The 16,258-nt window shown below is 64.3% G+C and carries 14 protein-coding genes and 2 rRNA genes; 4 read left to right on the top strand and 12 right to left on the bottom strand.

Annotated elements, in window-relative coordinates:
- Both FHW58_RS12055 and rrf read left to right on the top strand, forming a co-directional pair.
- A 23S ribosomal RNA gene (locus FHW58_RS12055) occupies positions 1-87 on the top strand; the annotation flags it as partial.
- Between the two features lie 83 nt (positions 88-170).
- A 5S ribosomal RNA gene (gene rrf / locus FHW58_RS12050) occupies positions 171-283 on the top strand.
- Between the two features lie 52 nt (positions 284-335).
- Here the strand turns inward: rrf and FHW58_RS12045 are convergent.
- Together FHW58_RS12045 and FHW58_RS12040 are read right to left on the bottom strand one after the other, a co-directional pair.
- Entirely contained in the window at positions 336-1,889 is a 1,554-nt protein-coding gene (locus FHW58_RS12045; protein WP_179673211.1) for a GDYXXLXY domain-containing protein, read from the bottom strand.
- Positions 1,886-2,833 (bottom strand): DUF2157 domain-containing protein, encoded by a 948-nt coding sequence (locus FHW58_RS12040; RefSeq protein ID WP_179673210.1) that lies wholly within the window; start codon positions 2,831-2,833, stop codon positions 1,886-1,888. The genes FHW58_RS12045 and FHW58_RS12040 overlap by 4 nt, the downstream gene beginning before the upstream one ends.
- Positions 2,834-2,986: 153 nt before the next feature.
- Here FHW58_RS12040 and FHW58_RS12035 point away from each other — a divergent pair, with 153 nt between their 5' ends.
- The gene (locus FHW58_RS12035; protein ID WP_179673209.1) at positions 2,987-3,922 is read left to right on the top strand and encodes an exopolyphosphatase; all 936 of its coding nucleotides are present in this window, start codon (positions 2,987-2,989) and stop codon (positions 3,920-3,922) included.
- Positions 3,923-3,991: 69 nt separating this feature from the next.
- Here FHW58_RS12035 and FHW58_RS12030 read toward each other — a convergent pair whose 3' ends face one another.
- Both FHW58_RS12030 and FHW58_RS12025 read right to left on the bottom strand, forming a co-directional pair.
- The gene (locus FHW58_RS12030) at positions 3,992-5,248 is read right to left on the bottom strand and encodes a nitronate monooxygenase (protein WP_179673208.1); all 1,257 of its coding nucleotides are present in this window, start codon (positions 5,246-5,248) and stop codon (positions 3,992-3,994) included.
- Between the two features lie 138 nt (positions 5,249-5,386).
- Positions 5,387-5,872, bottom strand: a complete 486-nt coding sequence (locus FHW58_RS12025) for a YajQ family cyclic di-GMP-binding protein (RefSeq protein WP_179673207.1) — start codon at positions 5,870-5,872, stop codon at positions 5,387-5,389.
- A 144-nt stretch (positions 5,873-6,016) separates the two neighbouring features.
- On the opposite strand from FHW58_RS12025, the gene murB reads away from it, so the two are divergent.
- Entirely contained in the window at positions 6,017-7,039 is a 1,023-nt protein-coding gene (murB, locus tag FHW58_RS12020; protein WP_179673206.1) for a UDP-N-acetylmuramate dehydrogenase, read from the top strand.
- A gap of 91 nt (positions 7,040-7,130) precedes the next feature.
- Here murB and FHW58_RS12015 read toward each other — a convergent pair whose 3' ends face one another.
- The 8 genes from FHW58_RS12015 to FHW58_RS11980 are packed head-to-tail and all read right to left on the bottom strand — an operon-like array spanning position 7,131 to position 16,240.
- On the bottom strand, positions 7,131-7,445 hold the full coding sequence (locus tag FHW58_RS12015; RefSeq protein WP_179673205.1) for a pyrimidine/purine nucleoside phosphorylase: 315 nt from the start codon (positions 7,443-7,445) through the stop codon (positions 7,131-7,133).
- Positions 7,442-8,506: a diguanylate cyclase gene (locus FHW58_RS12010; protein WP_179673204.1), complete on the bottom strand. Its 1,065-nt coding sequence runs from the start codon at positions 8,504-8,506 to the stop codon at positions 7,442-7,444. Before FHW58_RS12010 ends, FHW58_RS12015 begins: the two co-directional genes overlap by 4 nt.
- 18 nt (positions 8,507-8,524) lie before the next feature.
- Positions 8,525-9,574, bottom strand: coding sequence for a chemotaxis-specific protein-glutamate methyltransferase CheB (cheB, locus tag FHW58_RS12005; RefSeq protein WP_179673203.1), 1,050 nt, complete (start codon positions 9,572-9,574; stop codon positions 8,525-8,527).
- Positions 9,571-11,928 carry a hybrid sensor histidine kinase/response regulator gene (locus tag FHW58_RS12000; RefSeq protein WP_179673202.1) on the bottom strand — a complete coding sequence of 786 codons (2,358 nt, stop codon included), beginning with the start codon at positions 11,926-11,928 and terminating at the stop codon, positions 9,571-9,573. Before FHW58_RS12000 ends, cheB begins: the two co-directional genes overlap by 4 nt.
- On the bottom strand, positions 11,925-12,608 hold the full coding sequence (locus FHW58_RS11995; RefSeq protein WP_179673201.1) for a chemotaxis protein CheW: 684 nt from the start codon (positions 12,606-12,608) through the stop codon (positions 11,925-11,927). The genes FHW58_RS12000 and FHW58_RS11995 overlap by 4 nt, the downstream gene beginning before the upstream one ends.
- A gap of 12 nt (positions 12,609-12,620) precedes the next feature.
- The gene (locus FHW58_RS11990; RefSeq protein ID WP_179673200.1) at positions 12,621-13,964 is read right to left on the bottom strand and encodes a protein-glutamate O-methyltransferase CheR; all 1,344 of its coding nucleotides are present in this window, start codon (positions 13,962-13,964) and stop codon (positions 12,621-12,623) included.
- Positions 13,961-14,413: a chemotaxis protein CheW gene (locus FHW58_RS11985; protein WP_179673199.1), complete on the bottom strand. Its 453-nt coding sequence runs from the start codon at positions 14,411-14,413 to the stop codon at positions 13,961-13,963. Before FHW58_RS11985 ends, FHW58_RS11990 begins: the two co-directional genes overlap by 4 nt.
- Before the next feature lie 12 nt (positions 14,414-14,425).
- Positions 14,426-16,240 carry a methyl-accepting chemotaxis protein gene (locus FHW58_RS11980; RefSeq protein ID WP_179673198.1) on the bottom strand — a complete coding sequence of 605 codons (1,815 nt, stop codon included), beginning with the start codon at positions 16,238-16,240 and terminating at the stop codon, positions 14,426-14,428.
- Between the last annotated feature and the right edge of the window lie 18 nt (positions 16,241-16,258).

Genomic DNA, 16,258 nt, shown 5'->3' with positions numbered 1-16,258 from the left:
TCGAGACCAGGACGTTGATAGGTCAGGTGTGGAAGTGCAGTAATGCATTAAGCTAACTGATACTAATTGCCCGTACGGCTTGTCCCTATAACCTTGACGGTTATGTGCATTTACTCGATGGTGAGTGCTACCCCAACTTCTACTTCTTCCCGATTGTTGCCAAGTCAAAGCTTGATGACCATAGTAAGTCGGTCCCACCCCTTCCCATCCCGAACAGGACCGTGAAACGACTCTACGCCGATGATAGTGCTGCAACCAGTGTGAAAGTAGGTTATCGTCAAGCTAGTTATTAGAAAAAGCCCGTTCAGGTCAAGCCTGAGCGGGCTTTTTCGCATTTACAGCGCCTGCAGCGCTGGTCCACGCAGATTGACCAGCAGTGCGCGCCCGCTGCCGTCAACGCGGAATTCGCCGTATTTGGCGCCCGCCCAACGATTCTCTTCCCCTTCCTTGAAATACCAGGCGTCGCTGGCTGGGCGCAGGCCGCTGCCGGTGTTCACCAGTTCGATCAATATTTCGTTCGGCGCCAGCGGTACACCTGCGCTAGCGATGCGCTGGACGATGGCAATGCCTCGGTTGTCGATAGCCGCCACCACTTTAACGTGCCTGGAGACTGTGCTCAGATCCGGCATCAGGAAGTTCAGACGCATGTAGTCGCCTTGCATCAGCGAACGCGGATCAACCGGGGCCAGTTCGATGTAGACCGGGCGGCCATTGCGTATCAGGCTTTCTTTCTGCCAGATTCCGCCATTGACCACCACCAGGATCGCCAGCAGCGACAACGCCATCAGCTTGGGGAAAGGCGTTGCGTGCGTCGATGAACGGGATTGTCGCTGCCATTTCAACCAGCCGATCAAGCCTAAAGCCGCGCCAATTGCAGTCAGGATGAGCGCTTTATCGGCCAGTTCCATATTCAACTGATAGTAAAAGGCCCCGATGATCCATGCCGCAGAAACGGCTGCCGCCGTCGCAAGCAACGGGCGCGCACTGGTGGTGCACACCGCCAGGATCAGGAAGGGGCCGCCCAGTAGCGGGAGTGCCCAGCACAGTGCCAGCAGCAGCACGGCCGCCAGCGCCATGTGGCGCGCGCCGAACGCGGTCCAATGGCGAGCCAGCCAGGCCACCCCCGCGCCAGCCAACAAGACCGACAATCCGCGCTGCGTGGGAGCGCTGGTGAACTCCTGGATATGGCCATGGAATGATCCCACCAAAGCGCCAACCACGAAGGCCTTGCCGGCGCTCCATGCAAACGCCAGCAAGAGCATCGCGCCCCAGCCGGAGGCGAAGGCGTCCAGCGCAATGATGTCGCGGGCATTGGCGCCCGAGATGGATTTGCTGTCCAACCAGATCAACGCGACCAGCCACGCCACCAGCGCACCGTGCAAGCCGGGGAATAGTCGCAACAAATCGAATAACTGGTCGACCGAGAGCATGGCGATGAAGGCCGCGCAAGTCAGTGCGCCGAGCAAGGCGCGAAGCCAGATTTGTGGGGCTATCCATGCGGCGGCAACGAACAAAAGCGTGAGGGCGGCAATGCCCGATGTGCCCGGCACGTCGCGGTAAATGCCAGCGGCCAACAGAATGCTCCCAGCCAGTAACGCCGGCAAGCCAAGCTGCTCGACAAATTTGGAGTGACTGCCCCAACGCAGCAGGAACAAGGAGGAGCCATATATGAGCGCACCGATCACGTAGATCGGCGCGCCACTTTGCAGTTGGCTACCAAACAGCATCCCCAACGCCACGATGAACGGTATGGCTGCCAGCCACGCGCCTAGTGCGGTCAACAAGACCAGCGGCCACGGCCGCGCCGAGGTTGCGGTTGTGGCGTCGCGCTGCAGGATGCCGCGCTCGGCGGCCGCCTCAACCAGGCTGTTCAAGCGTTCCAGGCTCATGCTATATGCTCCCCGGTGTGCACGCGTGTCAGGAACACGATGAGCTTGATGGTGGCGGCCAGCAGGCCCGCTGCAAAACAGCCGGTCACCAGCACTGACCCTGCGTGGACATTTTGATTGTCCAATAGCACGCGTGCCGCAGCGCCAGTCACCAGCACATTGATGCCGAAGCCGAGTGCGCTCATCACGAACACGTCGAACATCCGGCGCAGGGCGAATACGCAAGCCAGTCCCACAACGCAAGCCAGCGTCAGCACATAGGTGGCATCAAACGCATGGTCGAGCAAGCTGATGATGGCAATCCAGCACAGACCAGTTGTTGCATAGATCATGCTCAGACGCATCGGCCACAAGGTTGATCCGAGGGCGGGCAGGAAGCGGAAGGCGGCGGCCAGCACCAGAGCAGGAACCCACGAGCCCAGGCTGGCGTGGAAAAGCGTTCGACCCGGCACGATGAAGCCCGTCAGCAGCGCGGCGGTCAACGCGACGGTCGCCCAGGCCGTCCACAGCACGCCGTGGCGTACGCTCAGGCAGAGCGGCAAGGTGAGCGCTGCCCACCATGCGAATAGCTGCCACGGATCGGCGCCCATCTGGTAGGTCTGACCGAAATGCGCGAATAAGCCGCCGCAGGTGATAAAGCCCAGCAGCGACAGCGGCACCCGCGCCGCCGGTCGCAGCCAGGCACCGAGCAGCGCCGCGACCAGCAGCGTCTGCAGCAGCGCGAAGCGTCCGCCCGGCGGCATGGACTGCCAGTTAGCGGCAATCCAGAACAGGATGCCGAGTCCGCCCAACGCGACGCCGACGATGGCCAGGCCGGCGTGCAAGCTGCGCGCGAGATCGGGCGGCGGTTCTCCCAGCGCCGCAAGCTGATTCAGCTCGTTGTGCTGCTCGGATGTCAGCTCGTATGTGGCGGTCAGGACGAGTATTGCATGCCGGAGATTCATGGATGCCTCACAATGTCTCATGTTGCTTACAGCGTAACATTGGTTTTATGTGAAGCGTCGTGACTTAATGCAACGTCAGGCGACTATTTGTGGGCAGCCGCGTGATTGAGTTGTATTATTTACCGGTGTCCAACCCACCTGAGGTAAAGCTCCATGGCAGATGTAAAAAAATATCGCTTGGTCACCCGTAGCGATTTTGACGGACTGGTGTGCGCGGTGCTGCTGAAGCATCTCGACATGATCGACGAGATCCTGTTCGTTCACCCGAAGGACATGCAAGACGGGAAAATCACGATTACCGATCGTGACATCACCACCAATCTGCCGTACGTGGCCGGCGCGCACCTGGCGTTTGACCACCACTTGTCGGAAACGATCCGCAACACCGGCGAGCGCAACAACCATGTGATCCATCCGGAGGCGCCGTCGGCGGCGCGCGTGGTGTATGACTATTACGGCGGCCTGAAGGCTTTCCCGGCGTCGTGGAACGACATGATGGCGGCGGTGGACAAGGGCGACGCCGCCCGCTTCAACGAGCAGGAAGTGCTGCATCCCGAAGGCTGGGATCTGCTGAATTTCCTGATGGACGCGCGCACCGGCCTGGGCCGCTTCCGCGAGTTCCGCATCTCGAACTACAACCTGATGATGGACCTGATCAATTACTGCAAGGACCACACGATCGAGCAGATCATGGAGCTGCCGGATGTGAAGGAGCGCAAGGAGCTGTACTTTGAGCATGCCGAGAAGTGCAAGGAGCAGATCCGCCGCTGCGCCACCGTGCACAAGAACCTGGTGGTGCTGGACCTGCGCAACGAGGAGGTCATTTTTGCCGGCAACCGCTTCGTGATCTACGCGCTGTTCCCGCAGACGAATATCTCGATCCACGTGTTGTGGGGCCTGAAAAACCAGAATACGGTGTTTGCGACCGGCAAATCGATTCTGAACCGGACCTCAAAGACCAATATCGGCGCGCTAATGCTGGAATACGGCGGCGGCGGCCACGAGAACGCCGGCACCTGCCAGGTGGAGAATGAGATGGCGGAGGAGGTGTTGGGGGCGTTGATCCACCGGATCAACAAGGACGGCTAGGGCGTAAACCCGCACAGCGCTGCGGCCAGGGTCTGACCCCGTACGGGGTCAGACCCTTTCGTTTTGGGGCTAGGCTTCGCGCTCGGGCAACGCGATCTGGTTGTCGGTGCTGAACTGGTAGTCCTTGAACACGTGCTCGGCGGTCAGCAGCTGGTATTCGCCGTCAGCCTTCTTGTGCGAGGTGTCCTTCAGCTTGTAGGTGTAATGGCCGCAGGTCCAGCAGTTGAAGTTGCGCATGTGGGTGCACAGGCAGGTCTTGTCCATCACCACCACGGTCTTCTGGTCCGGATGCGCCGCCACCTCGCGGTTGTACGAGTTGATGTAGGCGCAGTTGCCGGTCGCGTCCAGCAGGTAGCCGTACGATTCGCAGCCCGGGCGGATGCCGGAGCCGATCGCCGGCGTGCTCTTCAGCATGCGCATCGGGTAGCCGGTCGGCGACACGCCGTTGACGATGATGTCGTCCTCCGAGGCCTTGAAGTATTCCTGCTTGACCTTGTCCGGCAGGCCGCATTCCTTGGTCACGGTGAAGCGGGTGGCCACCTGCACGCCGGCCGCGCCGGCTTCCAGGAAGCTGACCGCGTCCGAGCCGGTGAAGATGCCGCCGGCAGCGATCAGCGGAATGTCCAGCTTTTCTTCCTTGAAGTAAGCCAGCAATTCCTTGGTGATGGTCATCAGGTCGTAGTCTTTCCAGTCCTCCAGGCCAAAGCCGAGGTGGCCGCCGGCCAGCGGGCCTTCGACGATGACGTAATCCGGCAGGCGATTCAGCTTGGCGTTCTTGCGCAGGAAAATCTGCAGCGCGCGCACCGACGAGACGATGATGCCCAGCTTGGCCTCGCGGAAGCGCGGATGGTCGGCCATCAGCGCGAACGAGCCGAAGTGCAGGCCGGCCGACAGCGTGATGCCGTCGATGCCGGCGTCCAGCGCCGCGTTCAGGCGCGTGCGCAGGGTTTCGCGCGGGCCGTTCATGGTCAGCTTTTCCATGCAGTTGACGAAGATCAGGCCCGGGCCTTTCTTCTGCTCCATGGTGCGGCCGATGTGCAGGCGCTGCGCCTCGGCCAGGCGCTGCAGGTCGAACTGCACGATGGACTTGTCCATGTTGTTGATGTTGTGCTTGTACAGCTTGGTCTTGTCCTTGACGAAGCTGGTATCGAACTTGCGGTCGGACACGTCTTCCACCATGGCGTCGGAGATGTGGCCGATGCCGCCGAGGCGGGCCGCTTCCAGCGCCAGTTCCGAGGTCGAGATATCGACACCCATTCCGCCGATCATGATGGGCACATATTCTTCGTTGCCAAATCGCAGGCGGAAATCATCAACACGTTTCATTGCTATCCTTAGACTACCGAGGTTAATTGCGGTCGCGCGGCAGTACGCATAATCGGGGCTCCGATTCATTCTACTCCATGTGTACTACAGCTATGTGACGGCGCGGCCGCGCAGTGCGGGCCGCGCGCGCGGGCGGGATCAGTCGCGGAAGTTGTTGAATTCCAGCGGCAGGTCGGCGGCGTCCTTGCGCAGCAGCGCCATGGCGGCCTGCAGGTCGTCGCGCTTGGCGCCGGTCACGCGCACCGAGTCGCCCTGGATCGACGCTTGCACCTTCATCTTGCTGTCCTTGATGACCTTGACGATTTTCTTGGCGTCGTCGGACTCGATGCCGTTCTTGACGGTGATCACCTGGCGCACCTTGTCGCCGCCGATTTTCTTGATGTCGCCATCGTCCAGGAAGCGGACGTCGACCTTGCGCTTGCCGAGCTTGTTGATGAGCACATCGCGCACCTGCTGCAACTGGAATTCCGCGTCGGCGGTCAGGGTCAGCTCGCGTTCCTTCTGTTCGACGGCGGCGCCGGTGCCCTTGAAGTCAAAGCGCGTGGCGATCTCCTTTTGAGATTGCTCGACGGCATTTTTCACTTCGATCATATCGGCTTCCAAAACTACATCAAACGACGGCATAACTAGTTCCTTTTCGTGTGGCATGCAGCGCGCAGACATCCGGCTGCATCAAAGACTGACATTTTAACGGACAACCCGCCGATCGCTCTCATGTCGGCGGTGGTTTTTTGCTTATAATCGATTAAATTTCCTCATTATTTTCTCATGACTGCTCCATTTTCTGTCCTACATCAATTTCCATTGCAATCCCTGAACACCTTCGGCATCGCCGCCAGTGCGCGCGCCTATGTGCGCATCACGGAAACTGAGCAACTGCTCGGCGTTTATGCTGATGGCGACTGGGCCGCTTTGCCGAAACTGGTGCTGGGCGGCGGCAGCAATGTGCTGCTGACGGGCGATTTTGACGGGCTGGTGCTGCATATCGCGCTGCAGGGCAAGGCGGTGGTGGGCGAGGAAAACGGCCGGCATCTGGTGCGCGCGGCGGCCGGCGAAAACTGGCACGCGTTCGTGCAGTGGACGCTGGCGCAGGGCATCGGCGGACTGGAAAACCTGTCGCTGATTCCTGGCACGGTGGGCGCCGCGCCAATTCAGAATATTGGCGCCTACGGCCTCGAAATCAAGGACGTGTTCCACAGCGTGACGGTGTTCGATCCGCGCAGCGGCGCCACGCGCGTGCTGGATGGGGCGGCCTGCCGTTTCGGCTATCGCGACAGCGTATTCAAGCACGAGGAAGGCCGCCACCTGATCATACTTGACGTGACGTTTGCGCTGCCAACGCAGTGGCGGCCGAACCTGCGCTATGCCGACCTGGCGGCCGAGCCGGGACTGGGCGACGCGCCGACGCCGCGGCAGGTGGCGGACGCGGTGATCGCCATCCGCCGCCGCAAGCTGCCGGACCCGGCGCTGATCGGCAACGCCGGCAGCTTCTTCAAGAATCCGGTGGTGCCGGGCGCGCAATGCGCGGCGTTGCTGGCGCGCTTCCCCACGCTGGTGCACCACGCGCAGCCGGACGGCACCGAGAAGCTGGCCGCCGGCTGGCTGATCGATCAATGCGGGTGGAAAGGGCGTAGCCTGGGCGCGGCCGGCGTCTATCCGAAACAGGCGCTGGTGCTGGTGAACAACGGCGGCGCCAGCGGCGCCGACGTGGTGGCGCTGGCCAGGGCGATCCAGGCCGACGTGCAGGCGCGCTACGGCGTGCTGCTCGAACCCGAGCCGGTGTTCATCTAAACCCGAACCGGGGTCAGTGCCGACATTCGGACATTGGCTCGCGTGCGAGCCAATGTCCGAATGTCGGCACTGACCCCGGTGTTTTGGGGATCTAGCCGAAGTGGCAAACGTAATCGAGGGTTTCCACGGTGTCGATGTCGAACTTGCTGTTGCCGGGCACCTGGAATTGCTGGCCGGCGGTGTAGGTTTGCCAGTCGCTGGCGCCGTCGAGGCGTACCCTGCAGACGCCGCCGACGATTTCCATGATCTCCGGCGCGCCGGTGTTGAAGGTCAGGCTGGAGGGGAAGATGACGCCGACGGTCTTGCGGCTGCCATCGGCCAGGATGACGGTGTGCGACACGCATTTGCCGTCAAAGTAGATGTTGGATTTCTTGACGACGCTGACTTGATCGATGTGAGCACTCATGCTGCGGTTTTTCCTTCATTCGACGAGGTGGGGCCGGGCAGGCTCTCCGCGCTCATCACGCGGTTGCGGCCCGCGTGCTTGGCGGCGTACAGCGCCCGGTCGGCTTGCTGGATCAGCTCCTCCACCGAGGACGCCGGCGACGGCACCGCGCTGGCCACGCCGATCGACATGGTCACGCTGGAGAGTTCGGTGGTGGCCTGCGGATTTTCGATCGCGAGCTGCTCCAGGTGGCGGCGGCACGACTCGGCCACGATCAGCGCCCCAGTCAGTGGTGTCTCCGGCAGGATAATCGCGAACTCCTCGCCGCCGTAGCGCGCGGCCAGGTCGGCCGGGCGCTTCAGGTGTTCGGTCAAAACAGCCGCCACTTTTTTCAGGCACAAGTCGCCCGCCAGGTGGCCGAAGCTGTCGTTATACAGTTTGAAGAAATCAACGTCGCACAGCAGCAGCGTCAATGGCTTCTTGTCGCGCTGCGCGCGCTGCCATTCGAGTTGCATGGTCTCGTCGAAGCGGCGGCGGTTGGCGATGCCGGTCAGGCCGTCCAGCGCCGCCAGCTTTTGCAGCTCGATGTTGGCGTCGGCCAGCTGCTTCTGGCTCTCGCGCAGGAAGCGGAAGGCCTGGTCGCGCTGCAACCGGCTGATGTGGGCGGTGGAGTGGTAGCGCACGCGCGCCAGCAGTTCCAGCTTGTCCGGCAGCTTGACCATGTAGTCGTTGGCGCCGGTGGCGAAGCTGTGCGCCTTCAGCTTGGGGTCTTCCTTGGCCGACAGCACGATCACCGGCACGTGGCGCAGGCCTTCCTCGGCGCGGTACTGGGTGATCTGGCCGAAACCGTCGATGGTGGGCATCACCAGGTCCTGCAGGATCACGGTCGGCTGCAGCTGCAGCGCCGTCTCCAGCGACTTGGTGGCGTCGGTCACGTAATGGAACTCGATGTCCGGCTGGTCGCTGAGCATGCGCCGCACGGCTTCCACGATGATCAACTGGTCATCGACCAGCAGTACGCGTACTTTGAAGGTGGGGAGGACCGGCTCTTGATCGTGTGCGATTGCTTGTGCTTCGGACATCAGGTTTCTCTTAGGTTGTTAACTACGTCCGCCCAGGTTGCCGCGCAAGACCGGTCCGATCTTCGACAGCGGCAGGATCATTTGCGCGGCGTCCAGCTCCGCCGCCGCGCGCGGCATGCCGTACACCGCGCTGCTGGCCTGGTCCTGGGCGATGGTGGTGTGGCCGGCGCGGCGCATGGCCAGCAGGCCTTCGGCGCCGTCGCGGCCCATGCCGGTCAATAGTACACCAACCGACTCGCCCTTCCAGTGCTGGGCCACGCAGTGGAAGAATACATCGACCGAAGGACGGTAGGCATAATCCTTCGGGTGGACATCGTAACGCAAGCGCAGGTTTTGATCCAGTTTCAGATGGTCGTTGCTCTTGGCGATGAGGACCGTGCCGGCCACCAGCTCGTCGCCTTCCTCGGCGGCGCGCACCGGCATGTCGAGCTGCTCGCCCAGCCAGCGGGCGAAGTTGTCGGCGAAGTGCTGGTCGATGTGCTGCACCACCACGATGGCGCAGCCGCGCGGCGCCTTCCAGCCGGCCAGCAGCTTGGACACGGCCACCGGCCCGCCGGTGGAGGCGCCGATGGCCAGCAGCGAGGTGACCTTTTCCACGCTGGGCGCCTCGGCGGCGCCGCCGTTGCCATTGCCGTTGTTGGCGGTGGCCTTGGGCGACATGGCCTGCGTGCCGCCGCTGTGGCGTATCAGCTTGTCCATGGTGCGGATCTTGGCCAGCAGCTCGGCGTCGCCGCCCGGCTGCCCCTGCAGCACCGGCGTGGCGGTGACGTCCAGCGCGCCGGCGCCCAGCGCGCGGAACACCTGGTTGACGTTGTCCTGCGGGCGGCCGGTGACCACCAGGATGGCGCACGGGCTTTGCTCCATGATCTGGCGCGTGGCCTCGACGCCATCCAGCTCCGGCATGTTGAGGTCCATCAGGACCAGGTCGGGGCGGTTGTCGGCCGCCATGCGCACCGCCTCGGCGCCGGTGCGGGCGATCCACAGCACCTGGTGTTCGGCGGTGCTGGCAACCACGCGCCGCAGCGCTTCGGCTGCCATGGCGACATCGTTGGCGATGGCGATCTTCATCTACGGGCGTCCCCAATCAGGTCGCTGACGGCATCGAGCAGCGTCTCGTCGTGGAAGCTGCCCTTGGTCAGATAATAGTCGGCGCCGGCCGACAGCCCGCGCGCGCGGTCTTCCGGCCGATCTTTGTAAGACACTATCATGACTGGCAGCTTATGCAGGTGTAAATCCTTTTTAATTAATGTTACCAATTCGATACCGTCCATGCGCGGCATGTCGACATCGGTGATCACCAGGTCGTACTCGCCGCTGCGCACCACGTTCCAGCCGTCGATGCCGTCGATGGCGATATCGACCAGGAAGCCGCGGCTGAGCAGCAGCTTGCGCTCCATCTCGCGCACCGTGAGCGAGTCGTCCACCACCAGGATGCGCTTGGTCTTGCGCCGTTCGGCGGCGTCGGACTTGGCCAGTTGATGCAGGCCGCCCTCGTGCAGCAGTTTGTCGATCGACAGCAGCAGGTCGGGCACGTCGAGGATCAGCACCGGGTCGCCGTCGTCGAGCAGGGCGGCGGCGGAGATGTCGCGCATCTTGCCGAAGATCGGGTCGATGGCCTGCACCGCCAGGCTTTGCTCGCCGAGGATGGCGTCCACCACCAGCGCGTAGCGGCGCGCGCCGGCGCCAATCACCACCACCGGCAGTTCCATGCCTTCGGCGCTGGTGTCGCCCAGCTCCAGCACCTGCGAGGCCGATACAAGGCCAAGGTGTTCGCCGCCGAAGTCGAAGAACTGCTTGTTCTCCAGGGTGTGGATGGCGTTCTGCGGCACCTTGAGCACGCGCTCGACCTGCACGATGGGCACGGCGTAAGCCTCGCCCTTGACGTCCACCACCAGCGCGCGCACGATCGATTGCGTCAGCGGCAGCGTGATGTAGGTATGGAAGCCGACGCCCAGTTCGGACTCGATGCGCACCGTGCCGTTTTGCGCGCGGATGGTTTCGTGGACGATGTCCAGGCCGACGCCGCGGCCGGAGATTTCGGTGATGTTGTCTTTCAGGCTGAAGGCGGGCAGGAACAGGAATTCCATCAGCTCCGCCGGCGACATGGAGGCGGCCATCTGCGCCGGCGCCATTTTGCGGTCGATCACGCGGGCGCGGATTTTTTCCAGGTCCACGCCCTTGCCGTCGTCGCTGATTTCGATGCTCAGCATGCCGGCGCGGTGTTTGGCTTCCAGCACGATGGTGCCGGTGCCGGGCTTGCCGGCGGCGATGCGGTCGGCGGCGTTGTCCATGCCGTGGTCGATGGCGTTGCGCAGCATGTGGTTGATCGGGCTTTCGATCTTGACCAGGATGTCGCGATCGACCAGCGTGTCTTCGCCGATGATCTGCAGCTGGACGTCTTTACCGAGGCTGCGCGCGAGGTCGCGCACCATGCGCGGGAAGTGCTGCACACCGTCGCGGAAGGGGCGCATGCGCATGGTCAGCACTTCGTCGACCATGTTTTGCGAGACGGCCAGCAGGCGGCGTTCGTAGGCTTCGATGTCGGCGATGTGTTCGAGGACGAATTGCTTGAGCGGGTGGGTTTTCTGCAGGGCGAGCAGGGATTTTTCCTTGAGGCCGGCGTCGCTGCTGTTGGAGATGGCTTCGTGCAGTTGTTCGATCAGCGAGAACAGGCTGCTCTGGTTGCGCTTGAAGCGCTGCAGGTTTTGCACGAAGGGGTGCATCTGGTGCGCGTTGATGCGCGATTCGCTGGCCAGGGAGAGCAGCTTGTCGAAGTTTTGCGCGTGCTTCATGGGCGCCGGGGCGCGGCGTTCGGGGGTGTCTTCGGCGGCGGCGTTGGGCGGCGCTGCCGCAGCCGCAGTCGCAGCCGCAGTCCCTGCCGCTGGCGCGGGCACGTCATTCCGGCGCACGCCGGAATCCATGCCGAGCGTGCTTTCAGGCGTTCTATGGGTTCCGGCGTTCGCCGGAACGACCGGTGGCGGCGGGGCCAGGCTCACCGGCTCGGGCAGGAAGGCGATGGTATGGATCGCGTTCATGGTGCGCTTGATTTGCTCGCCGTTGGCGGCCAGCCAGCCTTCTACTTCCGCATCCTGCAGGCGTGACAGCTGTAGTATCAAATCCACGCCGGCCAGCAGCACGTCCACCCGGTTGGGCGTCAACGCCAGCTTGCCGTGCTGCGCGGCGATGAAGGCGTCCTCCATGCCGTGCGCCAGCTGCACCACCACTTCCAGTCCGACGATGGCGGCCGCGCCCTTGATCGAGTGCGCCGCGCGCATCATCGACTCCACCGCGCCGGCGTCGTCCCGCAGGCGCTCCATGGCCAGCAGGCCGTCGGTGAGGATCTGCGTCTGGCTGTCGGCCTCCATGCGGAACAGGTCCAGCATGGAGAACTGGCTCAGGTCACCGTTGTTATCGCTGCTCATCGCAAAGTCCTCGCGAGTTGATAGCCGATCAGCGTCTCGTCCAGCACGCCGATGCGCATGTCGTCATGCGTGATCACGCCGGTCAGGAAGCGCGACAGGCCCTTGTTGATGGTGGCGGCGGGCGCCTGCACGCTGCCGCTGGCGTAGCGCAGGATGCCGTGCAGATCTGCCACCGGCAGCGCGTAGGCCTGGTCTTCCCATTGCGTCAGCAGCAGCCGCGCGAAGGTGTGGCGGTGGGTGGCGGCTTCGCCTTCCGTGTCGTCGATGCCGAGCAGGTCGGCCAGCGACATGCAGGGGTACAGCGTGCCGCCGACGTTGACGATGCCGCGCAGTCCCCGCGAGGCCCGGTGCGGCAGCCGGTGCGGCTTGGCGATCGGCGCCACCGAGACGAACATGCGGACCGGCAGCGACAGCCATTCGCGGCCGATGCGGAACACCAGGCAGGAGGCGTCCTGCTGCTGACCGCTGGCGGCGGCCTGGCGGAAGTGCGCGGCCCATTCCTGTTTGTAGTCGACGCTGACGGGACGCGCCAGGTTTTGCTGCGCGGCGTTGGCGTAGACGCCGCAGTTGCGGCAGTGGACGTGCTGTTGCAGCTTGTCGCAACTCTGGTCGCCGTTGACGCCGATGACGTTCCAGCAGTCCTGGACGTCGATCGCGGCGGGGGAGGTGGTTGTGCTCATGGGTTAGCGCCTTCAGGATGCTTGCTGGCGTTTGTAGATGCGGGCGGCGCGGGCTTTCAGCGCGGCGGCGCCGCTGGCGTCGTCGTTGGCTTCGGCCAGCAGCGCCAGGTGGCACAGGGCTTCGTAGTGGTCGGGCTGCAGGTAGATGCAGCGCTTCCAGTAGTCTTCCGCCATCTTGGGCTGGTTGGTCAGTTCGTTCAGCAGGCCGAGGATGAAGTAGGCTTCGGCCGATTCCGGGTGCAACGACAGATGGTCGCGGCAGTGGCGCTCGGCGGCCTTGATGTCGCCCAGGTCGGCCAGGCGGCGTGCTTCGGCCAGCAGGTCGGCGGCGATGACGGGCGTCGGCACTGCCGTCGCTGCCGGCCTGGCCGGTCGGGCCGATCCGGCGCCCGCCGCCGGGGCCGACGGCATGGGGGCGGCGCGCACGGCCGCAGCGCGGTTGCGCGGCGCCACCGCCGGCGCGGACGGCGAAGCCGGCAGCGATGGCAGCGATGGCGCCGAGGTCCGGCCACGCGCGGTGCGCGATGGCGCTGGCGTTGGCGTTGACGCCAGCGATGTTGTCGGCTTGGCGGCGGGCGCCGGCGCGAGGTCCTTCAGCAGGCCGAAGGCCAGGTTGTGTGGCAGCGGCGTAAAGCCGTGCTGGCAGAACGACGGCACCTCGGCGTAGCCGGCGTACAGCTGGCCGTCGTCGGCCAGCAGCGCGCGCAGTTTGGCGATGGCGGCCTTGGTGGTCGGCTTGTCGAAGTAGATCAGCAGGTTGCGGCAGAACACCACGTCGTAATAGCCGGCGCGCGCGGTCAGGTCGAACGCCAGCAGGTTGCCCTGCTTGAAGCGCACCTGCTGGCGGATGTCGTCGTTGACGCGGTAGTCGCCGTCGCCGGCGCTGGTGAAGTGCAAATCGCGGAAGGCCAGCTCCTGCGCGCGGAAGGCGTTGCGGCCGTAGATGCCGCTCTTGGCGCGCGCCACGCAGGTGGGGCTGATGTCGAAGGCGTCCACCTTGAACTGGTCGGGCGGGATGCCGGCGTCGGTCAGCACCATGGCGATGGTGTAGGGCTCCTCGCCGCCGGCGCAGGGAATCGACAGAATGCGGATCTGCCGTTCCGGCTCCGCCGCCAGCCGCGCGCGCACGAAGTCGGTCATGGCGTTGAAGGCTTGCGGGTCGCGGTAGAACCACGACTCCGGCACCACCACCAGCTCCACCAGCGCGGTCATTTCTGCCGGCGTCATTCGCTGCAGATAGGCGTCGGCGTCGGCGACATCGGTTTGCGCCATGCGGTTCTTGATGGCGCGGTCCACCACGGACTTGGACAGATTCAGGCCGGTGGCCTGGCGCAGCAGGGACTGGGCCGGCGTCATGCCGCGCTATCCTGGAACAGCAGCGCGCGCAAACCGGCTGGCAGCAGCTGCGCCAGTTCCACCAGCTGCAGCATGCCTTGCGTGTCGCTGGCCACCTGGCCGAGGAAGGGCGCGGCTTGCACGCCGCTGTCGCTCAACTGATCGTCGCGCACATCCTGCACGCCCAGCACACGCTCGGCGCGCAGGCCAAGCTGGTGGTGGACGCCGTCCGGCGTCACGTAGTCGGCGACGATGATGCGGGTGTCGAAGTGGTCGGCGCCGGGCGGCAGGCCGCTGGCGCGGTTCAAATCGATCACCGGCACCGAGGCGCCGTGCAGGTCCATCAGCCCGGCCACCGGGTCCGGCGCCAGCGGCAGCTGCTTGAGTTCCAGCAGCGGCAGCACGCGCACCACATCGCGCAGGCGCAGGCCGTAACGGTCGGCGCCGATGTGGAAGACGAGGAGTTTCATGCCGCGCTCCGCTTATACCGCCACGGCGAAGTTGGCGACGCTGGTTTGCAAGTCGCCGGCCGCGTACTGCAGCTGGTGCACCGCCTCGCTGGTGGCCTTGAGCGATTCCACCGTCTGCTGGGTGGCGTCGTTCAGCTGCATCATGGTGGCGGTGATCTGCTCGGCGCCAACGGCCTGCGACTGCATCCCTTGCAGCACCACGTCGAACTGCGGCGCCAGCTTCTGCACCTGGTCCATCACGCCGGACAGCTGGTCGGTCACCTGGCGCACCTCGCCCACGCTGCGGCGGATCTCCTCGGAGAATTTGTCCATGCCCATCACGCTGGCCGACACCGCCGACTGCATCTCCTTCAGCATCTGCTCGATGTCCCAGGTGGACACCGAGGTCTGGTCGGCCAGGCGGCGGATTTCGGTGGCCACCACCGAGAAGCCGCGGCCGGCCTCGCCGGCCTTCTCGGCCTCGATGGCGGCGTTCAGCGACAGGATATTGGTCTGGTCGGCCACCTTGGTGATGGTGGTCAGCACGCTGTTGATGTTGGAGGCCTTCTCCGACAGCGCCGCCAGCTTGGCGTTGATCGAGTCGGTGGCGCTGACCATGTGCTGCATGGTGCTGTCCATGCGGCGCAGGTTGTTCTGGGCGTCGGCGGTGGCGCTGGTGGTGTAGTCGGCCACCGCGGTGGCGTCCTCCATGGTCTTCAGCAGTTGCGAGGTGTTGGCCGAGATTTCCTTGGTGGTGCTGAGGATCTCGACGCTGGTCTGCGCCTGCTCGATGCCGGTGGCCTCCTGCTGCTTGGCCGAGGCGGCGATTTCGGTGGCCGAGGTGGTGACCTGGATGCCGGCCTTCTGCACGTTGTTGAGCAGCGCGCGCAGGTTGTCGAACATGCGGTCCAGGCCCGCCGCCAGGCGGCCGATGGCGTCGTCGCCGCTGACCTCGATCTTGCCGGTCAGGTCGCCCGAGGCGGCCTTGGACACCACGCCCAGCAGCGAGTCGACCTTGGCGCGCAGCGCGTTGGTGTCGGCCAGTTCGCGCGCCTGGTTGTCCTGGATGGCTTGCGCCATGCGGTTGAATTCCGTTGACACCTCGCCCAGTTCGTCGGCCGCCAGCACTGCGGCGCGCGCCGACTGGTCGCCGGCGGCGATGCGGTTGACCGCGTGGGTCAGGTTGTTGAGCGGCGACAGCAGCGCGCGCGCCAGCAGCCAGGCCACGCCCAGCGACAGCGCCACGCACACGGCGCCGCCGCCGGTCAGCAGCATGCGCATGGTGTCCTGCAACTGGTCGGAGGCCTTGGAGCGCTCGGCCAGCAGCTGGCGCTCCTCGGCGGCGGCGGCCGCCATCGATTTATAGATCTCGCTGACGCCCGAGGTGTTGTGCGCCAGCGGGCCGGTGCGGCCCATGGCGTCGGCGGCGCCGGGCTTGTCGCCCATCTGTTCGCGCAGCTTGAGCTGGGACTCGATCACCTCGCCGCTCCACACCTTGACCTGCTGTTCCAGCTGCTTGAAGCGCGCCACCTGCACCGGGTTGTCGGCGGTCAGCTTCTGCAGCATGGCGATGGTTTCCGGCAGATCGCTGATTTCCTTGCGGGTGCGCGCCAGCCGGTCCGGGGTGCCGGTCAGGTAATAGCCGCGCGCTTCCACCTGCACCTGCAGCATGTCGTTGCGCAGCTGGTCGATGGCCTGGATCACTTCCATCGTGTGACGGTCCCACGCGTTGGCGTCCTGCAGGCTGCTGAAGCGGTTATAGGCGATGGCCAGCAATACCAGGATGATGGCGAGGATGGCGCTGAAACTCAGATACAGCTTGGTCTTGATGCTCAAGTCTTTAAACATTTTTTCTCCAGGGCAGGC

The organism is Duganella sp. 1224 (assembly GCF_013408245.1).
GTDB lineage: Bacteria > Pseudomonadota > Gammaproteobacteria > Burkholderiales > Burkholderiaceae_D > Rugamonas.
The sequence above is the reverse complement of the archived record's forward strand: the minus strand, read 5'-3'. Positions and strand labels throughout refer to the sequence as shown.